This is a genomic window from Rhodococcus sp. Leaf225, assembly GCF_001426145.1.
Lineage (GTDB): Bacteria > Actinomycetota > Actinomycetes > Mycobacteriales > Mycobacteriaceae > Rhodococcoides.
On sequence record NZ_LMRN01000009.1, the window covers coordinates 21,321 to 41,713 of the forward strand.

22 protein-coding genes are annotated in these 20,393 nt (G+C 69.3%); 13 read left to right on the forward strand and 9 right to left on the reverse strand.

The window, feature by feature from the left end; all coding sequences use genetic code 11:
* Positions 1-194 precede the first annotated feature (194 nt).
* The 3 genes from ASG69_RS04470 to ASG69_RS04480 all read left to right on the forward strand — a co-directional run bounded on the left by ASG69_RS04470 (position 195) and on the right by ASG69_RS04480 (position 2,574).
* Entirely contained in the window at positions 195-818 is a 624-nt protein-coding gene (locus ASG69_RS04470; protein WP_027507329.1) for a superoxide dismutase, read from the forward strand.
* A gap of 206 nt (positions 819-1,024) precedes the next feature.
* Entirely contained in the window at positions 1,025-1,558 is a 534-nt protein-coding gene (locus ASG69_RS04475) for a hypothetical protein (RefSeq protein ID WP_027507330.1), read from the forward strand.
* Positions 1,559-1,875: 317 nt separating this feature from the next.
* Complete coding sequence (locus ASG69_RS04480; RefSeq protein ID WP_056440761.1) at positions 1,876-2,574, forward strand: TMEM165/GDT1 family protein; 699 nt, start codon at positions 1,876-1,878, stop codon at positions 2,572-2,574.
* Here the strand turns inward: ASG69_RS04480 and ASG69_RS04485 are convergent.
* Positions 2,516-3,010, reverse strand: a complete 495-nt coding sequence (locus ASG69_RS04485) for a nucleoside deaminase (RefSeq protein ID WP_056440770.1) — start codon at positions 3,008-3,010, stop codon at positions 2,516-2,518. The genes ASG69_RS04480 and ASG69_RS04485 overlap by 59 nt on opposite strands.
* 84 nt (positions 3,011-3,094) lie before the next feature.
* Between ASG69_RS04485 and ASG69_RS04490 the strand changes: the two genes are divergently transcribed.
* Positions 3,095-3,862 carry an SDR family NAD(P)-dependent oxidoreductase gene (locus tag ASG69_RS04490; protein ID WP_056440773.1) on the forward strand — a complete coding sequence of 256 codons (768 nt, stop codon included), beginning with the start codon at positions 3,095-3,097 and terminating at the stop codon, positions 3,860-3,862.
* 115 nt (positions 3,863-3,977) lie between these two features.
* Here ASG69_RS04490 and ASG69_RS04495 read toward each other — a convergent pair whose 3' ends face one another.
* Entirely contained in the window at positions 3,978-5,609 is a 1,632-nt protein-coding gene (locus tag ASG69_RS04495) for a TM0106 family RecB-like putative nuclease (protein ID WP_197027802.1), read from the reverse strand.
* Between the two features lie 152 nt (positions 5,610-5,761).
* Between ASG69_RS04495 and ASG69_RS04500 the strand changes: the two genes are divergently transcribed.
* The 5 genes from ASG69_RS04500 to ASG69_RS04520 are packed head-to-tail and all read left to right on the forward strand — an operon-like array spanning position 5,762 to position 9,079.
* Positions 5,762-6,400 carry a DUF6474 family protein gene (locus ASG69_RS04500; protein ID WP_027505892.1) on the forward strand — a complete coding sequence of 213 codons (639 nt, stop codon included), beginning with the start codon at positions 5,762-5,764 and terminating at the stop codon, positions 6,398-6,400.
* A gap of 57 nt (positions 6,401-6,457) precedes the next feature.
* Positions 6,458-6,955, forward strand: coding sequence for a hypothetical protein (locus ASG69_RS04505; protein WP_156380435.1), 498 nt, complete (start codon positions 6,458-6,460; stop codon positions 6,953-6,955).
* A gap of 16 nt (positions 6,956-6,971) precedes the next feature.
* Positions 6,972-7,637, forward strand: a complete 666-nt coding sequence (locus ASG69_RS04510; protein WP_056440776.1) for a YcnI family copper-binding membrane protein — start codon at positions 6,972-6,974, stop codon at positions 7,635-7,637.
* Positions 7,634-8,140: a copper resistance CopC family protein gene (locus ASG69_RS04515; RefSeq protein WP_056440779.1), complete on the forward strand. Its 507-nt coding sequence runs from the start codon at positions 7,634-7,636 to the stop codon at positions 8,138-8,140. The genes ASG69_RS04510 and ASG69_RS04515 overlap by 4 nt, the downstream gene beginning before the upstream one ends.
* Before the next feature lie 3 nt (positions 8,141-8,143).
* Positions 8,144-9,079, forward strand: a complete 936-nt coding sequence (locus ASG69_RS04520) for a CopD family protein (protein ID WP_056440782.1) — start codon at positions 8,144-8,146, stop codon at positions 9,077-9,079.
* Here the strand turns inward: ASG69_RS04520 and ASG69_RS04525 are convergent, their stop codons facing one another.
* The 3 genes from ASG69_RS04525 to ASG69_RS04535 form a co-directional block, all read right to left on the reverse strand.
* Positions 9,080-10,096, reverse strand: coding sequence for a CNNM domain-containing protein (locus tag ASG69_RS04525; protein WP_200933782.1), 1,017 nt, complete (start codon positions 10,094-10,096; stop codon positions 9,080-9,082). It lies immediately after the preceding gene.
* Entirely contained in the window at positions 10,093-11,487 is a 1,395-nt protein-coding gene (locus tag ASG69_RS04530; RefSeq protein WP_056440785.1) for a hemolysin family protein, read from the reverse strand. The genes ASG69_RS04525 and ASG69_RS04530 overlap by 4 nt, the downstream gene beginning before the upstream one ends.
* 126 nt (positions 11,488-11,613) lie before the next feature.
* Complete coding sequence (locus ASG69_RS04535; RefSeq protein WP_056442105.1) at positions 11,614-13,158, reverse strand: succinic semialdehyde dehydrogenase; 1,545 nt, start codon at positions 13,156-13,158, stop codon at positions 11,614-11,616.
* 170 nt (positions 13,159-13,328) lie between these two features.
* Between ASG69_RS04535 and ASG69_RS04540 the strand changes: the two genes are divergently transcribed.
* The gene (locus ASG69_RS04540; protein ID WP_056442107.1) at positions 13,329-14,096 is read left to right on the forward strand and encodes a MerR family transcriptional regulator; all 768 of its coding nucleotides are present in this window, start codon (positions 13,329-13,331) and stop codon (positions 14,094-14,096) included.
* A gap of 61 nt (positions 14,097-14,157) precedes the next feature.
* Here the strand turns inward: ASG69_RS04540 and ASG69_RS04545 are convergent, their stop codons facing one another.
* Positions 14,158-14,457: a DUF6480 family protein gene (locus ASG69_RS04545; protein WP_231476342.1), complete on the reverse strand. Its 300-nt coding sequence runs from the start codon at positions 14,455-14,457 to the stop codon at positions 14,158-14,160.
* A 138-nt stretch (positions 14,458-14,595) separates the two neighbouring features.
* Between ASG69_RS04545 and rraA the strand changes: the two genes are divergently transcribed.
* Entirely contained in the window at positions 14,596-15,090 is a 495-nt protein-coding gene (gene rraA, locus ASG69_RS04550) for a ribonuclease E activity regulator RraA (protein ID WP_056440786.1), read from the forward strand.
* An 8-nt stretch (positions 15,091-15,098) separates the two neighbouring features.
* On the opposite strand, the gene ASG69_RS22430 is transcribed toward rraA, so the two are convergent.
* Both ASG69_RS22430 and amaB read right to left on the reverse strand, forming a co-directional pair.
* Positions 15,099-15,296 (reverse strand): RNA-binding S4 domain-containing protein, encoded by a 198-nt coding sequence (locus ASG69_RS22430; RefSeq protein ID WP_027505902.1) that lies wholly within the window; start codon positions 15,294-15,296, stop codon positions 15,099-15,101.
* Between the two features lie 113 nt (positions 15,297-15,409).
* Positions 15,410-16,921: an L-piperidine-6-carboxylate dehydrogenase gene (gene amaB, locus ASG69_RS04560; protein WP_056440789.1), complete on the reverse strand. Its 1,512-nt coding sequence runs from the start codon at positions 16,919-16,921 to the stop codon at positions 15,410-15,412.
* A gap of 85 nt (positions 16,922-17,006) precedes the next feature.
* On the opposite strand from amaB, the gene lat reads away from it, so the two are divergent.
* Both lat and ASG69_RS04570 read left to right on the forward strand, forming a co-directional pair.
* Positions 17,007-18,344 (forward strand): L-lysine 6-transaminase, encoded by a 1,338-nt coding sequence (lat, locus tag ASG69_RS04565; RefSeq protein WP_056440791.1) that lies wholly within the window; start codon positions 17,007-17,009, stop codon positions 18,342-18,344.
* Positions 18,345-18,404: 60 nt separating this feature from the next.
* Complete coding sequence (locus tag ASG69_RS04570; RefSeq protein ID WP_027505905.1) at positions 18,405-19,214, forward strand: alpha/beta fold hydrolase; 810 nt, start codon at positions 18,405-18,407, stop codon at positions 19,212-19,214.
* 4 nt (positions 19,215-19,218) lie between these two features.
* Here ASG69_RS04570 and ASG69_RS04575 read toward each other — a convergent pair whose 3' ends face one another.
* On the reverse strand, positions 19,219-20,259 hold the full coding sequence (locus ASG69_RS04575) for an NAD(P)H-dependent flavin oxidoreductase (RefSeq protein WP_156380436.1): 1,041 nt from the start codon (positions 20,257-20,259) through the stop codon (positions 19,219-19,221).
* Positions 20,260-20,393 lie beyond the last annotated feature (134 nt).

The following is a 20,393-nucleotide window of genomic DNA, read 5'->3' on the forward strand; positions in this document are numbered from 1 at the left end:
GATCTTAAGGTTCCGTTCACCTGTCGGTCGAGTTCGCCCACGTCATCGCTGCGCGCGGGCAAGGGGACCACGGTCCGCATCGGCGTGTCTGCGCTGCACTCCGACTGCGTCGAACTCTTGCGCGAGGTGTACGAATGACGTTGGCTGGGTAACGCCAGCAGTCAGCTACAACAGATGCAAGAGAAGGGAAACACGTGTCCGAGTACACACTGCCCGACCTCGACTACGACTATGCAGCTCTCGAGCCCCACATCTCCGGGGAGATCAACGAGCTGCATCACTCCAAGCACCACGCCACCTACGTCGCCGGCGTGAACACCGCACTGGAGAAGCTGGCCGACGCCCGTGACAAGGACGATCACGGCTCGATCTTCCTGCAGGAGAAGAACCTCGCGTTCCACCTCGGTGGCCACGTGAACCACTCCATCTGGTGGAAGAACCTCTCCCCCAACGGTGGAGACAAGCCCGAGGGCGAGCTCGCGGCCGCACTGGACGACCACTTCGGCTCGTTCGACAAGTTCCGCGCGCAGTTCACCGCCGCGGCCAACGGTCTGCAGGGCTCCGGCTGGGCAGTGCTCGGCTACGACACGCTGGGCAAGAAGCTCCTCACGTTCCAGCTGTACGACCAGCAGGCGAACGTGCCGCTCGGCATCATTCCCCTGCTGCAGGTCGACATGTGGGAGCACGCCTTCTACCTGCAGTACAAGAACGTCAAGGCCGACTACGTGAAGGCGTTCTGGAACGTCGTCAACTGGGCCGACGTGCAGCAGCGCTTCGCCGCAGCCACGTCGCAGACCTCGGGTCTCATCTTCCCGTAGTCCCGCCGCACAGTCGCACCGCGAATGCCGCGTCCCACGAGGGCGCGGCATTCGTCGTCTCACCGGCCACATCTGGCACTCGTGACCACTTGTGTGCCAGCGCGATAATGGTGTTCTCTTCCTCTACCCGACGTTGTGTGCCGATGGTCCGCGCACGTTCCGCGCAGGCCGTCCCGCTCGATGCCGGCCAGTGCGAGGAGAACGTCATGACCAGTCCCGATCGTCGCATCATCGGTGTGGCCCCGTTCCACGCCTCGGGAACCCTGCGCGGCTTCGTCATCTCCGGCCGGTGGCCCGACACGACAAAGGAATGGGCGCAGCTTCTCGCCTTCACGGTGCGGGTCGCGTCGACCCCCGGCCTGCTGGACACCAGCACCGTCTTCTGTGTCCGCGAGGAACTGCCCGACGACCCGCACGAGGGGACCGTGGGCATCGTGGTGTCCGAGGGCCCCGTCATCGGGGACCACGCGGTGACCCCCGAGCGCTTCGCGCTGCATCAGCCGGCCGCGCTGATGATGCTGCATCCGCCGTCGGAGACGATGCCGACGCTGCCGGAGTGCGCCGGGGCCGCGTCGGGGTGCGTGCTGTTGCCGGGTCTGCCGCACCTCGGGCTGGACCATCGCGCCGCCTGGGTCGAGGCCGAGGCGGACGGCACCGTGACGTCGATGATCAGCCGTGTGGGCCTCGATCCCATCAGCCATCCCGATACGGCCGTCCTCGCGATGTTGCTCGCTGCATGACACGACAAATTTCGGGTAGCCGAACAGGTTTGTCGAAGTTGCAGAAGCCTGACCAGGTCTTTAGCGTGGAGATCAGCGAAGGGGAGTAGCCCCCGATCATCCAGTCGACATACTGGCGCGCACCGGTTCGCCGGAGCGCTCCCGGCTCGGTGAACCGAGCTGCCACCCACGTGGCAGCAGGTGGGCGAGACCTTTCGTCGACCGGCCGGCCTCCGGCCTTCCCGCACCGGTCCCGATGACCGCACGGTGCGCTGCACCGAGCGTCGGCCAGGTTCTCCCCTCGTGTCGGCCGACGCGCCCTGTCCTGGAGGTTCGACGTGCTCGCCGCCCTGCTGCTCAGCTTCGGAGTCATCTTCGTCGCCGAACTCGGTGACAAATCCCAGCTGATGGCCATGACGTTCGCCCTGAAGTACCGCTGGTGGGTCGTCATCGGCGGCATCACGGTCGCCACGACGCTCGTCCACCTCGTCTCCGTCGCCGTGGGCCACTACCTCGGTGTCGCGTTGCCCACGCACCTGATCGGCATCGTCGGCGGCGTCGCGTTCCTGGTCTTCGGCCTGTGGACGCTGCGCGGCGATTCGCTCGACGACGAGGAGAAGACGAAGGCCGACCGGGTGACCAAGTCCGCCTTCATCGCCGTCGCGTCCGCCTTCTTCCTCGCCGAGCTCGGCGACAAGACGATGTTGGCCACCGTCACGCTCGCCTCCGACAATGACTGGGTCGGCGTGTGGATCGGCTCGACGCTGGGCATGGTCGCCGCCGACGCTCTGGCCATCGTCATCGGCGCGACCCTGGGCAAGCACCTGCCCGAGCGGCTCATCACCCTCGGTGCCGCGACCCTGTTCTTCGTCTTCGGCGTGTGGCTGATCCTCGAGGGGCTGCTTCCCGGCACACCCGTCGGACTGATCGCCGCGGCCGTGGTCCTCGCCCTCGGTATCGCGGCGACGAGCTGGACTCTCACTCGTCCGACGGCAGACCGGCATTCCGACGATGAAGTGCCCGCATCTCCGCGCTGACCTCCGGTACGGGCCCCCGCACCCGGATCCGCGGCGCCACGTCGCCGATGGGCAGCGCGGCGACAGGGCCCGGCTCCAGACCCCACTCCGACCGCCACGCGGTGAGCTGAGCACTCGTCACCGCGACGACGATGTCGCCGAGCCCCACCCACGCGTGCGCCGCCGAACACATCGGGCAGTGCTCCCCCGACGTGTACACCGTGGTCCGGGCGCGCTCGTCGCTCGTCAGGTTCCGCACGGACCACTCCACGATCGTGAACTCGGGATGGCGCGTCGAGTCCCCGCCGCCCACGCGATTGCGGTCCTCGAAGAGCACCCGACCGTCCGCGTCGACCAGCACCGACCCGAACGGCTCGTCACCGGCGTCGAGTGCCTCGCGCGCGAGCGCGACACAACGCCGGACATGGACCTCGTCTGCCGAACCGGGGAACGTCATGTCCCGAGTCTGCACCCACCGACTAGGGTTCGTTTCAGTGAGCGGCCGGTAACCGAGTCGGCCGTCCGACGAGAGGACACGGCAGTGGAGATCGCGGGAACAGCGGCATTGGTCACCGGCGGCGCATCGGGGCTCGGCGCGGCCACGGCGAAGCGGTTCGCCGACAACGGCGTCACCGTCTTCGGCCTCGACCTGCAGCAGTCCATCGACAAGGCCGGTGACTCCGTACCGGACGGCGTGACGCTCATCGCCGCCGACGTCACCAGCGACGAGGAGGTACGGGCCGCCCTCGCACAGATCGGCGATGCCGGCGTCCCGCTGCGCATCGTCGTGAACTGCGCCGGCGTGGGCTGGGCGGGACGCATCCTGTCCAAGAAGGGCGTGCACGATCTCGAGCTCTTCCGCACGGTCATCACCATCAACCTGCTCGGCACCTTCAACGTCATGCGTCTGGCGGCCGATCACATGCAGACGCTGCCGACCGTCGACGAGGCCGGACAGCGCGGCGTCATCATCAACACCGCGTCGGTGGCCGCGTTCGAGGGCCAGATCGGTCAGATCGCCTACTCCGCGTCCAAGGGCGGCGTGCACGGCATGACCGTCCCCGCGGCGCGCGACCTCGCCCAGGTGGGCATCCGCGTCAACACCATCGCCCCCGGCATCGTCGACACCCCGATGCTCGCCGGCGTCACCCCGGAGTACCGCGCCGGCCTCGAGGCGGGCGTCCCGTTCCCGTCCCGACTCGCTCAGCCCACCGAGTACGCGCAGCTCGCACAGATGATCGTCGAGCACGACTACCTCAACGGCGAGACCATCCGCATGGACGGCGCACTCCGGATGGCACCGCGGTAACTGCTCGAGAAAAAGTTTTTCGTCACCACCCATCCACACCGGGTACTGGGACGAATCACATCTCGAGACGCTCGTCGTCGCTGCCAACCCCCGACTGGTAGCGATGGCGAGCGTTTCACTTCGTTACAGAGGAAATCCCGCCGAGCTCGTCCGCAGTCGGAATCTCCCGCGCGGCCGCCCCGTCCATCCAGACCCGCAGCGCGCGGGTGGCCTGCACGTCGTCCTCGTTGTACTCGAGCAACCGCGTGCGTTGCGACGCGTCGACGTCTCCGTCGTATCCCACCGCGCGGCGGTACCAGGCCATCGACGCCTCGCCGCCCGCCTCGTCGTCCCGCCAGTGGAAGCCCGCGACCGGTGCGACCTTCTTGAGGCCCTTGCCCGACGGACACACGAAGTTCTGGGACACCGCGATGTAGATGTCGACCCAGTCCGGCCCGTCGATGAACTCCCGCACCTCGGCCTCGGTGGGGACACCGGGCATGCCGGCGAACCGCCGCGCGGATCCCAGCAGCCATTTGTCCTCGGCGGCGCGCGAGTAGCAGTAGGCCGCGAACGTCAGGCCCTCCGCGTGCGCGTCCGCACGCACGCCCTGCATCCAGGACCAGAACTCGCCGAACGAGCGCGCCTCGTCCATCGTGGGAACCGGTTCCCACGTCACGAAGGCGCGGTACTGCGGCTCGGCACCGTCCCGCCGGTCGAGGAGCGTTCCCCACATGTAGGCGCCGTGCTCCTGGTAGCTCTCCATGTCGACGTCCACCTCGACGTCCGCCCGCTGGACCGTCACGGTGTCGCGGCGCCGGACGAGCGGCAGGTCGGCGATCCATGCACGGGCGATGACGACCGTCTCGTCGAAGTCGCCGTGCGGCCACTCGTCGGGCACGCCGCCCGTCCAGTCCGCCAGGTCGTCGATGGTGACGATGCCCGCGGACCGCAGGGCGTCCGCTCGCGACCCCGCCGCCACCAGCGAGACGTCCCGCGTGCGCCGCAGGGTCTCCCCGCACTCGGACCACCACGGACAGGACCGACATTCCGACACCTTCGACGGCGACGTGACGACCGAGCCCGACGCGATGGCCAGTCGGTCACCGAAGCGCGTGTCGTACTCCGCCTCGACCGCCGTCAGATCGTGCACGAGCATCACCTCGGCACCGAAGCCGATGACACCGGCTCGCGCCGACACACCGGCCTGACCGATGCGGCCCAGGAGCCGATGCACGTGCACGGCCGCCAACTGGTCCCGTAACTGCGGTCGCACCTTGCGCGTGGGATCGAGAGCGGGGGCCCACGACGTGAACGGCGTGGTCACCGCGCCGCTTCCCGGATCGGTGACCTTGTGGTTGACCACCAGTACCGGGATGTACCCGCCGTCCGGATCGCGCACCAGCATGTCGCACCGGCCACGCCGACCGGCGTCCTCGTCGTCGGCGAAGGTCGCGTTCCAGATGCGCTCGACACCGGACTCGCACGCCGCGCGGGTGGCGCGGACCTGCATCGAGCGGGACATCGACGGGGAGACCACCACCCACGACTGCGGATCCGCGGCGACCAGGGTGTCCCGGATCTCGGCTCGGTACGCGGCGGCCGCCTCCCGGCGCATCTGCACCCCCGCGTCCTCCGCGGTGTCGACGAGCAGAGAGCGGTAGGCGGTGTCGAGATACACGCGGTGGCGGCACCGGGTGAGCGACGACGCGTCGATCAGCACGGAGGGGCCGGACGCCGGAGCGGGGGGCGGCACGACGTGGGACATTCTCGCAGCGTAGATCCACGGGCCGACACCTCACGCGGATGCAGCGCACCCGGAGCGGACCGATAGGCTGGCGGCAGGCATTCAGGCGCTCGTCGGTCATCCGGTCGGAGCGTTCTGGCGACGTAGTCGGACACGATAGGGGCACGTACACCATGGCTCTGCGCAAGAAGCGTTCTCGCCGTGCGACCCGGAAGGCCGAGGCCAAGGCCCTGCGCCACAAGGCGGGCCTCGAGGCGAAGTACACCGCCCGGAACGAGCGCAAGCATCTGAAAAAGCTGGCGAAGAACGACGCCAAGGCGCTGACCAGCCAACAGAAGGTGGATCAGGCGCACATCAGGACCCTGGCCGCACGGGAGAAGGCCGCGCGCGAAGGCAAGATCAACGCGGCGAAGGTGCGCAAGTACGTCGGCATCGGTCGCGTCCTGGCCCCCGTCCTCGTGCCGATCGCGTACCGCGCGGCGACCCTCCTGCGGGGTCAGCTCGACCAGTACCGGGCCGGCCGCATCGGCGTCGACGTGAAGGAGCTCGGCCAGTACACCGGACACGGCGCCAAGCTCAGCGCTCGCATCGTCGGTGCCGAGCGTTCCGTCGCCGAGGTCGCCGCGTCGCACCAGGACGCCGAGACGGGCGCCTTCGCCGATGCGATCCGGTCGCGCCTGACCGAGCTCACCACCGCGGTGCACGCCGCCGAGCAGATGCCGCCGTCGCGCCGCAAGCTGGCTCACGGCGCCATCTCCGACGAGCTCGACGGCATCGAGGCCGACATCCTCGCGCGCCTCGGCGTGCGCTGATCCCTGCCTGAGTCGACGATGGGGACCGAGCGCACGCGCGTGTGGCGTGGTGGTGCCGTGGGAGCACTCACGGCCACGCTCGCCGTCGCCGCGCACGGTGCCGGCGGTGGTGGCGTGCCCACCTCGTCCGCTCTCTCCCTGCTGCTCGCCGTCGCGATCGGTGCGGGCGTGCTCGCCGCCGGTGTCGGGACCGCCCGGACCGGCCCCCTCCCGATCCTCCTGTGGCTCGTGGGCGGACAGGTCGTTGCGCACGAAGCACTGGCCGCCGTCGCGGAACACGCCCACCCGCTCGACGCGTCGATGCTCGCGGCGCACGCCGTCGCCGTCGGTGTCGGCGCAGTCCTGGTCGCCTCGTCGGAGCGGCTGTTCGCCGCGATCACGTCGGTGCTGCGCGCACCGCGGCTCACGTTCTCGCCGCCGCGTCGCCCCCGACCCGTCACCGCCACCGCGCCGCTCGATCGGCCCGTTCCCGTACCCGTTCTGTCCGCCGTCTCCAGGAGAGGACCACCGCAGGTGCTCGTGCAGCCACTCACACCGCGGTACTCCCTCACCTGAACGGAAGACATCTGTCATGACCAGCTTCTCCACGCGTGCCCTGGGCACGAGTGTCCTCACCGCCGCCGCCCTCCTCGCCTCCGCAGGACTGGCGTCCGCCCACGTCGTCGTGTCCGCTCCGGACGCGGCACAGGGTGGATACGGCGTTCTCACCTTCCGGGTGCCGACCGAGTCGGAGGCGGCGTCCACCACCTCCGTCACCGTCCAGCTGCCCGGCCTCACCTCGGCCCGCACGCAGCCCATGCCCGGCTGGACGGCCGTCGTCGAACGCTCGGCGGACGAACTGGCCACCTCGGTCACCTGGACGGCGGATCCCGGCAACCCCGGTGTCGGGCCCGGACAGTTCGAGCAGTTCCAGCTCTCGGCCGGCCCCCTGCCGGAGGAGGAGAGCGTGTCCTTCCCGGCCCGCCAGACCTACAGTGACGGCGAGGTCGTGAACTGGGACCAGCCGACACCGGAGGACGGTACCGAGCCCGAACTGCCGGCTCCCACACTGGAACTCGCGGCGAGCAGCGGCGATCATCACAGCAGCCCCACGGTGTCGTCAGCGTCCTCGACCACCGGGGCCGCCGCGTCGTCGTCCGACACCACGGCCCGGTGGCTCGGCGGGATCGGCCTGGTTCTCGGAGCACTCGGTGCCGCACTCGGGATCGGCGCCACGGTGCGGAGTCGACGCTCGTGAGCCGGTTCCTCGCTCTGCTGCTCGCCCTCGCCGCGGCGCTGCTGCTCGGCACCTCGACGGCGTCCGCGCACTCGGTGGTGGTGTCCAGCTCCCCCGAGAACGAGAGTTCCGTCGATCAGGGTCCGGCGGAGGCGACGGTGACGTTCAACGAGGCAGTGCAGTCGCAGTTCGCCTCGCTGACCGTCGTCGGTCCCGACGGCAACCTCTGGTCCGACGGTGACCCGCGGGTGTCGGGTTCCACCGTCGCGGTGGACCTCCGAGAGCTCGGGCCGACGGGCACATACACCATCGCGTTCCGCGTCACGTCAGCCGACGGCCACCCCGTGAGCGGTACGCGGACATTCGAGCTGACGACGGCCGGCACCGGGACCCCCGGTCCCGCGGCCGACGCCGGCGCGTCCTCGACCGAGTCGGGGGGCGGTGTGCCGCTCTGGCCGTTCCTGGTCGCCGCCGCGGTGGTGTTCCTCGGCGGTCTCGCGTTCGCTCTGCGGAAGAAGAACTGAGTCGTGGCCGGAACGACGACGGCGCGGTGGTCACCGCTCGCCGTCGTTCCGGCTGCACTGCTCGGAGTGATCGCCGCCCTCGTACTGGCGCCCTCCGACCTTCCGCTCGACTCCCTCGTGCGGACCGGCGCCGACGTCGCCGGTGCCGTGGTGCTCGGGTTCGGTCTGCTGATCCTGTGGGCCCGCGATTCCCGGCACGTCGACGACCACCTCGCGTGGCGCGGCGCCCTCGTCGCGGCCGCGTGCTGGGCAGTCTCCGAGGTCACGCTGCTGGTGCTGGGGGCGGCGCGGTCCGATGCCGTCAGCGCCACCGCGGTGTCGCTCGGCACGTTCACCGACTACGTCCAGAACATCGCGAACGGCCGGATCGGCTCCGCGGTCGTGGTCGTCGCGCTCGCGATGGCCGTGCTGGCGGCCACTGCCCTCCGCACCGATCTGGAAGTCTCCGGCATCGTCGTCGTCGTACCCACCGCCGTCGCCCTCATCGCTCGCCCGATGACCGGCCACATGGCGCAGCACGCCGTCGGCGCGCTGCTCGTCGCCGTGCACGTCGTGGCGGCATCGGTGTGGCTCGGGCTGCTGGTCGCGATGGCGGTGACCCTGCGGTCACGGACCGCCTGGGCGGATCTGCTCCCGCGCTACTCGGCGGCCGCGCTGTGGTGTGTGGTCGCCGTCGCCGTCACCGGTGTCGTCAACGCCGCCGTGCGGCTCAGCTCGGTGACCGCCCTGGTCGACACCGACTACGGGCGGCTGATCCTGCTCAAGTCGGTCCTGCTGGTCGCCCTGGTGATCGGCGGGTGGTGGCGACGGCGCACGTGGGTGAGCGTCATCGGTGCCCACACCACGCACGCCACGGTCTCGACGCGGCGTGCCGTCGTCGAGACCGCGGCGATGGCCGTGGCGTTCGGCGTGGCCGCCGCACTGGCGACCACGGCCTGATCACGCGGGCAGCGGGTCCGCGCTGGGCAGCAACCGGACGAGCACGTCCGACATGGTGATGACACCGACCACCGCACCGCCGTCGCGCACCACCGCGAGATGGTTGCGGGTCTCCCGCATCTCCGCGAGCGCGACGTACACGGGCGCGGCGGCGTCGAGCTCGAAGGCCGGTCGCACGAAGTCGTCCACCGAGCGGGAGTCCTCCGCCTGCAACGTGTCCCGCACGTGGACCAGACCGATCACGTCGGCGCCGTCCCGCACGAGGATGCGCAGATGGCCCGTGCGCAGCGACGCCGCCCGCACGTCGGCGACCGTCGCCGTCGTCGCCACCGCGGTGGGCTCGGAATCGATGCGCACGAGGTCCGCCACCGTGAGCTTCTGCAGTTCCAGCGCACTCGAGATCTGATCCGAGTAGCCCTTGTCCAGCGATCCGACACTCACCGAGTGCGCGACCAGCTGCTCGAGATCGTCCGGGTTCTGGCCCGACATCACCTGATCGGCCGGCTCCACACCGGCCCGGCGCAGCAGTGCATTCGCCATCCCGTTGAGCGACACCAGGATCGGGCGGGTGAAGAACATGAAGACACGCATCGGGATCGCGAGCATCGTCGCCGACTTCTCGGGATGCGCGATGGCCCACGACTTCGGCGCCATCTCGCCGACGACCAGGTGCAGGAAGGTCACGATGATCAGGGCCAGGACGAAGCCGAGCACGTCGGATGCCCAGTAGGGCAGACCGAGTGACTCGAACAGCGGCCGGAGCCAGTAGTGCACGGCGGGCTTGGTGAACGCACCGAGTGCCAACGTGCACAACGTGATACCCAGCTGCGAGCCGGCGAGCAGCACCGTGAGCTCGGTGGAACTGCGGAGCGCGGCGCGCGCCGACCGCGAATCGGCCGCCGCGTCCTCGAGCCGGTGCCGCTTGGCGGCGAGGAGCGCGAACTCGACGGCGACGAAGAAGGCGCTGAGCGCGATCAGGCCGACGGTGACGACGAGGAACACCAGGGGGTTGCTCACAGCGCATCCTCCGTCTCACTCATGGCCGGGACGTCGTCGGAAGTGCGCTCCACGACCTCCAGCGTGACCGCCGACGGCACGTGGTTGTCGATCTCCTGAATCCTCATGACGAGGAACCGTCGGGGCGGTTCGGCGTCGGTCGCGAGGTCACCGGGGTCGATGGGCAGCTCCAGTTCGATGACGTCGCCGACCTCGGGAAGCGATCCGTGGACGCTTATGGCCAGTCCGGCGATGGTCTCGATGTCACCCTCCGGAAGTTCGCGGTCCAGAGCACGTTCCACCTCGTCGAGGTGGACGTCGCCGGCCACCGTCCACACACCGTCGTCGCCGGGCACGGGTTCCGCGCCGTCGGCGTCGTCGTGCTCGTCGGTGATCTCGCCGACGAGCTCCTCGGCCAGGTCCTCGATGGTGACGACACCGGTGAAGGAGCCGTATTCGTCGATGACGCAGGCGAGTTGGTTCTTCGACGCGCGAAGCTCCCCCATGGCGTCGGGGAGCATCTGGGTCTCGGGGAGCACCAGTGCGTCGCGGGACAGCACGGCGACCGGTGTGTCGCCGGGCAGGTCGGTGGCGAGCACGTCGCGCAGGTGCACGACGCCCTCGATCGAGTCGTCGGCATGGAGCACCGGATACCGCGAGTGCTCGACGCTCATGAGGGCGCGCACCTCGGCGATGGTGGAGTCGGAGCGCACCGTCGCCACCTTCGCGCGGGGGATCATCGCGTGACCCGTGGTCTGGGTGGGGAAGTCGAGGATGCGGTCGAGCAATGTGGACAGCTCCTCGGGCAGGTCACCGGTGCCCCGGCTCTCGGCCACGATGTGTTCGAGGTCGCGCGGGGTCGCCGAGTGCTCGACGTCGTGGACCGGCTCGATCTTCAGCGCCTTCAGCAGCGCGTTGGACGAGGCGTCGAAGATACGGATGAGCCAGCCGAACAGCTTGAGGTAGATCGTCGTCGACAGCGAGAGCCATCGCGCGACGGGTTCGGGGCGGGCGATGGCGAAGTTCTTGGGGAACAGCTCGCCGAAGAGCATCTGCACGAACGTCGACACCACCAGCGCCGTCACCGCACCGACGGCGAGTCCGACACCGCTCGGAATGCCGACGCCGCCGAGCAGAGTCCCGAGGGACTGTCCGATGAGCGGCTCGGCGAAGTTACCGACGAGCAGGCCGGTGACGGTGATGCCCAACTGAGCGCCCGAGAGCATGAAGGACGTGCGCTTCGTGACGGCCAGGGTGCGCGCGGCGACGGTGTCACCCGCTTTCGAGCGCGCTTCGAGCCTCGACCGGTCCACGGTCATGTAGGCGAATTCCTGGGCCACGAAATAGCCTGTGCCGGCGGTGATTCCGACGACGACGACGATACCGAGGAGAAGCGTCAACAACTCGCTCATGTGCCGGTCACCGCCCTGGTCGCATCGGTCGATACGAGGGGGGCCATGACCGGCCCGGGTTTGTCGCTGTCCATTCGTCCTCTAGTCGCTGCGGGTGTTTCGCCCGATTCTACGGGATGCGCGCCGCTACCGTCCCGGCACGTACTTCAGCGCCCGGATGAAGATCGGCAACGTCTTCGCCCAGAGCTTCGGAGGCAGCCGTCGTCCGCCGAGGTTGATCAGGCGCGTCGTGGAGACGGTCTGCGACTCGGTGTACTTCAGGACGCCGTCCGGTCCGTGTCGACGACCGACGCCCGAGACACCCATGCCGCCCATCGGCGCACCGGTGCTTCCCCAGGTCGGCGCGTACCCCTCGTCCACGTTCACGGTGCCGGCGTGCAGTCGCGCGGCGATGGCCTCGCCCTGCGCCTTCGTCTTCGCCCACACGCTGGCGTTCAGTCCGTACTCGGTGGCGTTGGCCCGCTCGACAGCCTCGTCGACACTGGCGACGGGGTAGATGGAGACGAGGGGACCGAACGTCTCGGCTCCCCAGCACTCCATGTCGTCGGTCACGCCGGTGAGCACGGTGGGCTCGTAGAACAGCGGGCCGATGTCGGGGCGTGCCTTGCCGCCGGCGACCACGGTCGCACCCTTCACCCTCGCATCGTCCACGTGGTTCGAGATGGCCTTGACCTGGTCCTCCGAGATGAGGCTGCCCATCTCGACCCCGAACTCGTACGTGGCGGCCAGCGTCATGCGGCGCACCCGCTCACCGAACGCGGCGGTGAACTTGTCGGCGATCGACTTCTCGACGTAGATGCGCTCGATGGAGATGCAGAGCTGACCGGAGTTGGAGAAGCAGGCACGGACGGCCGCGTCGACCACCTCGGGGATCTTGGCGCCGGCGGCGACGATCATGGCGTTCTTGCCGCCGAGCTCGGCGGAGAACCCGATGAGTCGCCGACCGGTCTGCTCGGCGAGAAGCTGGCCGGTGGCGGTGGAACCCGTGAACATCAGGTAGTCGGAGGTGTCGACGATGGCGGTGCCCACCACCGATCCGGGGCCGGGAACCACGGCGAAGAGGTCACGGGGCAGACCGGCCTGGTAGAGCAGTTCGACACATGCGAGCGCGCAGTACGGCGTCTGGCTGTCCGGCTTCAGCACGATGCCGTTGCCGGCCATCAGAGCCGGGATGGCATCGGACACCGCGAGGGTCATCGGGTAGTTCCACGGCGAGATGATGCCGACGATGCCTTTGGGCTGGTAGTTGACCTGCGTCTTGGTCAGCACGGGAAGCATGCCCTTGACGCGCTTGCTCTTCAGCAGTTCGCCGGAGACCCGCGCGTAGTGCCGCGCCGTCATCGCGATGTCGAGGACCTCCTCCTGGGCGGCGGACCGGGACTTCCCGGTCTCTGCCTGCGCCAGGTCGATGAGCGACGCCCGGTGCTTCAACACGAGGTCGCGATACTTGTGGAGGATCTTCGCTCGATCTGCGATGGACGTCGTCGCCCACCGCTTCTGGGCTGCGCGGACCTTGTCGTTCGCCGCCAGCACGTCGTCGCGGGTGCCGACGGGGATGGTCGCCATCTCGCGGCCGGTGAACACCTCGATGACGGGCTTGGTCTCCCGGCCCGGTGCGACCGAGGCGAGGGCGACGAGTCGTGTGAACGTGTCTGCGGTCGGCGCTGACATGCGTATCTCCCAGTGGCGGATGAGTGTGACGACGGTTGACGGATACACCGTCGGTATCGACACGGTACGCCAGGAGTGCGTTCGGACACAGCCCCCGACCGGACGCCTCGGCGGATCGGGCCAAGATTGTGCTTGACCCTCACGCAACGGGAGGCAGGACAGTGACCGGTGTGAACGATGCACTGACCGTGGGACAGGTCGCCGCGCTGGCAGACGTCAGCGTGCGCACCCTGCACCACTACGACGCGGTGGGGCTGGTGGTGCCCGGCGGCAGGTCTCCTGCGGGATACCGCACCTACTCCTCGCAGGACGTGGAGCGCCTGTACTCCGTGCTGACCTATCGCGAACTCGGGTTCCCGCTGACCGAGATCAAGGAGATACTCGACGATCCCGCCGCGGACGCGCTCGAGCATCTCCGACGGCAGCGCACCCTGCTCGACCGGCGCATCGCTCACCTGACAGCCATGGCGAACGCCGTGGACACCGTGATCGAGAGGAAGACGATGGGTACGAACCTGACCCCGGCCGAGCAGCGTGAGATCTGGGGCGACGACTGGGCCGGCGAGAAGTACGAGGACGAGGCCCGCGAGCGCTGGGGAACCGCCGATGCGTGGGCCCAGAGCACGGAGCGCACCGCCGCGATGTCGGCCGACGACTGGCGTGCGATCAAGGCCGACACCGAACAACTCGAGGCTGATCTCGCTGCAGCGATGCTCCGCGGCGTGGAGCCCGGTTCGGACGAGGCCGACGTCCTCGCGGAACGCCACCGAGCGTCGATCGACCGTTTCTACGACTGCGATCACGCGATGCATGTCTGCGTGGCCGGGATGTACACCGCCGACGAGCGGTTCCGCGCGCACTACGACGGGCGGGCCGCCGGGCTGGCGGAGTGGATCGTCGCCGTCGTCGGAGCGAACGCCCGCGAGAACGGGGCCTGACACACGGACGGAGCACGAGGCCGAGAGGCCACGTGCTCCGTCGTCAGTTCTGTCGGGGGCTCTAGACGAGGCCCGCGATCCTGCCCACGACACCGAGGACGATCAGCACCACGACGACGCCGACCGCGACCAGGAACACGATCGCGGGTGTCCGAGTGCGCTGGGGCGGTTCATGATTGGGACCCGCGGCCGACGTGGAGTCCGGCGGCGTGTCACCCGGCACGATGCTGCCACCGGGTTCGAGTCCTGCAGTCTCTGCGGGATCGGGGTTCTGGCCGGACATGGGGTGGTCCTCTCGGGTGGCGTCGCGCGCAGTCTCGTCACCGGTGTGACCGTCGTTGCCGTCGTGACTTGTACTCATGACGTGCGGGTTCCCCCGACCTGCACCGTCCAATCGACCTCGAGGGACCGAACCGCCGACGCACCAACCGCCGCCCCGGCGGGTGTCCCCGACAGCGTGACCCGACGTGCCGCAGGACTGCCGCTAGCCTGTGACGCCATGAGCACCTTCATCGCGACCGCCGATCTCGCCGACACCATCGGGCCGGACATCCGGAGCTGCGACACGCAGTTCCGTCAGCTCGGGGCCGTGCGGGAGTTCTGCGGACCCATCACCACCATTCGCTGCTTTCAGGACAACTTGCTGGTCAAGCAGACATTGTCGGAGCCCGGCAACGGCGGAGTCCTGGTGGTCGACGGCGACGCGAGTGTCCACACCGCCCTCGTCGGCGACATCATCGCCGGGCGCGGTGTGGACAACGGGTGGGCGGGCGTCATCGTCAACGGTGCCGTGCGCGACTCGGCCATCCTGACGACTCTCGCCATCGGGGTGAAGGCGCTGGGAACCAACCCGCGCAAGAGCACGCAGACAGGGTCGGGTGAGAAGAACGTCACAGTCGAGTTCGGCGGAGTCACCTTCATCCCCGGCGAGTTCGTCTACAGCGACGACGACGGTGTCGTCGTCGCGGCGCAACCCCTCCCGCCTCAGGGCTGACCGGCAGCTCAGGCCTGAGCGACGCGGGCGGACACCCCGCCGACGGTGACGGTGTCGCCCGCACGGAGCTGACGTCCTCGGCGCAGTTCGGTCTCACCGTTGACTTCGACGAGACCGTCCGCGATGACGGCCTTCGCCTCGGACCCCGACTCGATGAGGTCGGCCAGCTTGAGGAACTGCCCCAGCCTGATCACCTCGTCGCGGATCTCGACCGTTCGATCGCTGCTGTGATCCCGGCCGTCCTCCGGCCTTCCCGCATGATCCCGGCCGTCCTCCGGCCTTCCCGCATGATCCCGGCCGGCCTCCGGCCTTCCCGCAGTCACAGGAACGTCACCCCCTGGGCGAGCGGCAGCTCCGAGCTGTAGTTGACCGTGTTGGTGGTGCGTCGCATGTAGGACTTCCAGGCGTCACTGCCCGATTCGCGCCCGCCACCGGTCTCCTTCTCGCCGCCGAACGCGCCGCCGATCTCCGCGCCCGACGGGCCGATGTTCACGTTCGCGATGCCGCAGTCCGACCCTGCCGCCGACAGGAAGCGTTCCGCCTCGCGCAGGTCGGTCGTGAAGATCGACGACGACAGCCCCTGCGGTACGTCGTTGTGGAGGGCGATGGCCTCGTCCAGATCGCTGTAGGTCATGACGTACAGAATGGGCGCGAACGTCTCACGGCGCACCACGTCGGTCTGCGCGGGCATCCGCACGATGGCCGGCTGGACGTAGACACCGTCCTCGGCGCCCGCCACTCGCACCCGCTCACCACCCGCGACGACGGTGCCGCCGTCCTTCCGCGCGAGCTCCAACGCGTCGGCGTACCCGTCGTGCGCGGCCTCGTCGATCAGCGGTCCGACCAGCGTCGACGAGTCGAGCGGTGACCCGACGGGCAACGACGAGTACGCGGTACCCAGTCGGTCGACGAGGGTGTCGGCGACGGACTCGTGCACGATGACGCGGCGCAGGGACGTGCACCGTTGACCGGCCGTGCCGGCCGCGGAGAACACCAGGCCGCGGACGGTGAGGTCGAGATCGGCGCTCGGACAGACGATCGCGGCGTTGTTGCCGCCGAGTTCGAGGAGCACGCGGCCGAACCGTGCCGCGACGCGGGGGCCCACCTCGCGGCCCATGCGGGTCGATCCGGTGGCGGAGACCAGGGCGATGCGCGGATCGTCGACGAGGGTCTCACCGACGGCACGGTCACCGACAACGAGTTGCGCCACCGCCGGCGACACCCCGGCACGGCGTGCGGCTTCCTCGAACAGCGCCTGCACGGCCACCGCGGTGACGGGCGTCTTCTCCGACGGCTTCCACACCACCGTGTCGCCGGCGACGAGGGCGAGCACGGTGTTCCACGACCACACCGCGACCGGGAAGTTGAAGGCCGTGATCACGGCGACGACTCCGAGTGGGTGCCACTGCTCCATCATCCGGTGGCCGGGCCGCTCGGTGGCGATGGTGTTGCCGTAGAGCTGGCGGGACAGTCCGACGCCGAAGTCGCAGATGTCGATCATCTCCTGGACCTCGCCGAGGCCCTCGCTGACGATCTTGCCGGCCTCGATGGACACCAGCTCACCGAGTGCGTCCTTGTGTTCGCGGAGCAGTTCACCCAGCTCACGCACCAGACCGCCGCGTACCGGCGCGGGAACGAGAGACCACGACCGGTAGGCTTCCGCGGCTGCGGCGATCACCGAGTCCACGTCGCTCGTGAGCGGCACGTGGCCCAGCACCGCACCGGTGATCGGGCTGGTCGCGGCCAGGCCGGAGTCGTGGTCGAGCGGCGCGGCCCCGACTGCGGCGAGCAGCTCGGACGTACGGGCGGACAGGTCGACGGTCGATGTCATGGATTCATTGTCTCCGATGGTCGTGACAGGATTTATTCCGGCCCAGATGTTGTTTGACAGTATTTTATCGCGTACTTTCGCCTTCATGACGCAGGTACTGCCATCGCGGCCCACCACCCCCGTTCCCGCCGGTGCGCCGGAGTCGGTCCACGACGTGCTGTCGCGCCACATCCTGGCCGACGGCTTCGACATGGTTCTCGACCTCGAGCGGTCGCACGGCTCCACACTCGTCGATGCGCGGACCGGTGCGTCCTATCTCGACATGTTCACGTTCTTCGCCTCGAACGCGCTCGGGATGAACCATCCGTCTCTCGCCCGCGACGACGAGTTCCGGGCGGATCTGCTGACGGCCGCGCTGCACAAGCCGAGCAACTCCGACCTCTACTCCGAGCCGATGGCCCGCTTCGTCGCGACCTTCGCGCGCGTGCTCGGCATCCCCGAACTACCCCACCTCTTCTTCGTCGAGGGCGGTGCGCTCGCCGTCGAGAACGCCCTGAAGGTGGCCTTCGACTGGAAGAGCAGGTTGAACGAGTCCCGCGGTCTCGATCCGGCACTGGGCGGACGGATCCTGCACCTCGAGCACGCCTTCCACGGCCGGTCGGGCTACACCATGTCGCTCACCAACACGGATCCGATCAAGGTCGCGCGTTTCCCGAAGTTCGACTGGCCCCGCATCCCGTCGCCGTACCTGCGCGAGGGCGCGGACATGGACGCTCTCGAGGCGCGCTCACTGGCCGCTGCGCGGGCCGCGTTCGAGTCGTTCCCCGACGACATCGCCGCCGCCATCGTCGAGCCGATCCAGGGCGAGGGCGGCGACCATCACTTCCGACCGTCGTTCCTCCTCGGGCTGCAGGCTCTGTGCCACGAGTTCGACGCATTGTTCGTCGTCGACGAGGTCCAGTCCGGGGCGGGCATCACCGGCACCGCGTGGGCGCACCAGCAGCTGGGCGTCGAACCCGACGTCCTCGCCTTCGGCAAGAAGACCCAGGTGTGCGGCATCATGGCGGGCCGCCGCGTGGACATGGTGCGCGACAACGTCTTCGAGGTCGGATCCCGGATCAACTCGACGTGGGGCGGCGGCCTGGCCGACATGGTGCGGGCACGGCGGATCCTCGAGGTGATCGAACGCGACGGCCTCATCGCCCGCGCCGCGGAGAGGGGCGCGATACTCGGCGCCGCTCTCGACGCACTCGCGGTGCGTCACCCGTCGATCTCCGACGTGCGGGGACGCGGCCTGTTCCGGGCGTTCTCACTGCCGGACACCGCGACTCGCGATCGACTGATCACGCGGCTCCTCGTCGACGAGCGGGTGATCATGCTGGGGTGCGGCTCGCGCAGCGTCCGGTTCCGTCCCGCGCTGACCGTGACGGAGGAGGCGTTGGCCGACGCCGTCGCGGCGATCGACCGGGTTCTCAGCTCATGACCGGATTGTCTGTGTACGCCGAGTGACAGGCACTGCGCCGGGCTCCGCTACCATCCGCCCATGACACTGCGCTACGACGTCGACGGTCACGGTCCCACCCTCGTACTGGTGCACGGAGTCGTTCACCGCCGCCAGGCGTGGGACGCGGTGCTGGACCTGCTCACGCCCTATCGGCGGGTCGTGACCGTGGACCTGCCCGGGCACGGGGAGTCGGAGCCGCTGCACGAGTCCGGTGAGAACGTGCTGCTCACGCTCCAGAACGAGGTCACCGAGTTCGTCCGCGAGATCGAGGAGCCGGACCACCAGGTGCACATCGCCGGCAACTCGCTCGGCGGCTACGTCGCGCTGTGTCTCGCCGCGCAGGGTGAGGTGGCGTCGGCCACCGCGCTGTCCCCCGCCGGCTTCTTCCTCAACCACACCGACCAGGCTCGAACCATGGTGACGTTCCGCGCGATGCGGACCGTCGCGCGCACGTTCGGCAAGGCCACACCGACGGCGCTCAAGATGCGGGCGGTGCGGTACCCCACGCTGCTGCCGTTCTTCGCGCATCCGAGCAGGGTGTCGTACGAGGCCGCCGTCGTCGACGCCTCGTCACTCACCACCAACGCGATGATCGACGCGGGCATCGACGCGCCGTTCGAGTTCCCGCCACTCACCGAACCGCTGGTGCCGGTGACGGTGGCGTGGGGCACGCGAGACCTGATCCTGCCGCACTACCAGGTGCGGGGCGTCCGTCGCCGCTTCCCGCACGCCCGCGTCATCTCGGTCCCCGGGGTCGGCCACGTGCCGATGACGGACAACCCCGAGCTGATCGCGTCGATCCTCCTCGCGGGAAGTCAGGACCGGTCCCCGACCGCAGACCCGTCCTGAGGTTCTAGGCGGTCTCCATCTCGGCGACGATCCGCGCGACGATGTCCGCGGCCGGCGCGGCGATCACCGAACGCCACCCGGTACCGGCCCACAGGTTGGGCACGTCCGCTCGGCCGGCAGCCGTCGCCGCGGTGCGGATCGGGCCCGTGATCGCGTTGACATCGGGATAGCCGGCCGGTGCGGAGGCCGTGAACTGCGCCGCGAACTCGTTCTCGAGTCCCCGAGCCGGTCGTCCCGAGAACGCACGCGTCACCACGGTGCGCCGGTAGCGACGGTCCAGCAGTGCGGCGCGGTGCACCGCCGAGGTACCGGCCTCGTCGGAGCACAGGAACGCGGTGCCCATCTGCGCAGCGACGGCGCCGAGTCCGAGAGCGGCCACCACGCCGGACCCGTCCATGATCCCGCCGGCCGCGATCAAGGGCACGTCGACCGACAGTCCGACGGCGAGCAGCAGGGACGGCAGCGACATCGCGTCACCGCCTCGAGGAGACGACGCATCGTCCGTGAAGACGCCCCGGTGTCCGCCGGCCTCGCTGCCCTGGACGACGAGCATGTCGGCCCCGTCCTCGACGGCCTCGCGGGCCTCGTCGACGGAGGTGACCGTCCCGATCATCAGGGCGCCGATCTCGTGCACGCGGGCGGTGAGCTCGGCGCCGGGTCGACCGAACGTGACCGACACGGCCGCCGGGCGGTGGGCGAGCACCACGTCGATCACCGCGTCGATGTCGTCGGGGCCGGGTGTCGCTGGGCCGGGTTCGACCCCGAACTCGGCGGCGATCGGGGCCAGCGCGGCGCGGTACGACTCCATCTCGTCGGCGACCGCGATGTGCGCTGACGGGAGGAAGAGATTGACGCCGTACGGCGCCGACGTGAGGGACTCGATCTCGGAGAGCCGGCCGTCGAGCGCCTCCGGGCTCAGCAGCGCTCCGGCCAGGAACCCCAGGCCACCGGCATCGCTCACGGCGGCGGTCAGGGCGGGGGTGGACGGGCCTCCGGCCATCGGCGCGCACACGACGGGAAGCCTGGCAGGGAACACAGCGGTCATGCGGCCGATCGTACGTCGAGGGATGATCTCGGCTACCTATCACGAATACCCGATGTTTCACCGGTTTCGGGCCGACCAAACCGACTACACGTACACTTCACTGGTCACCAGCAGGGACACACGCCGCGTCGGGG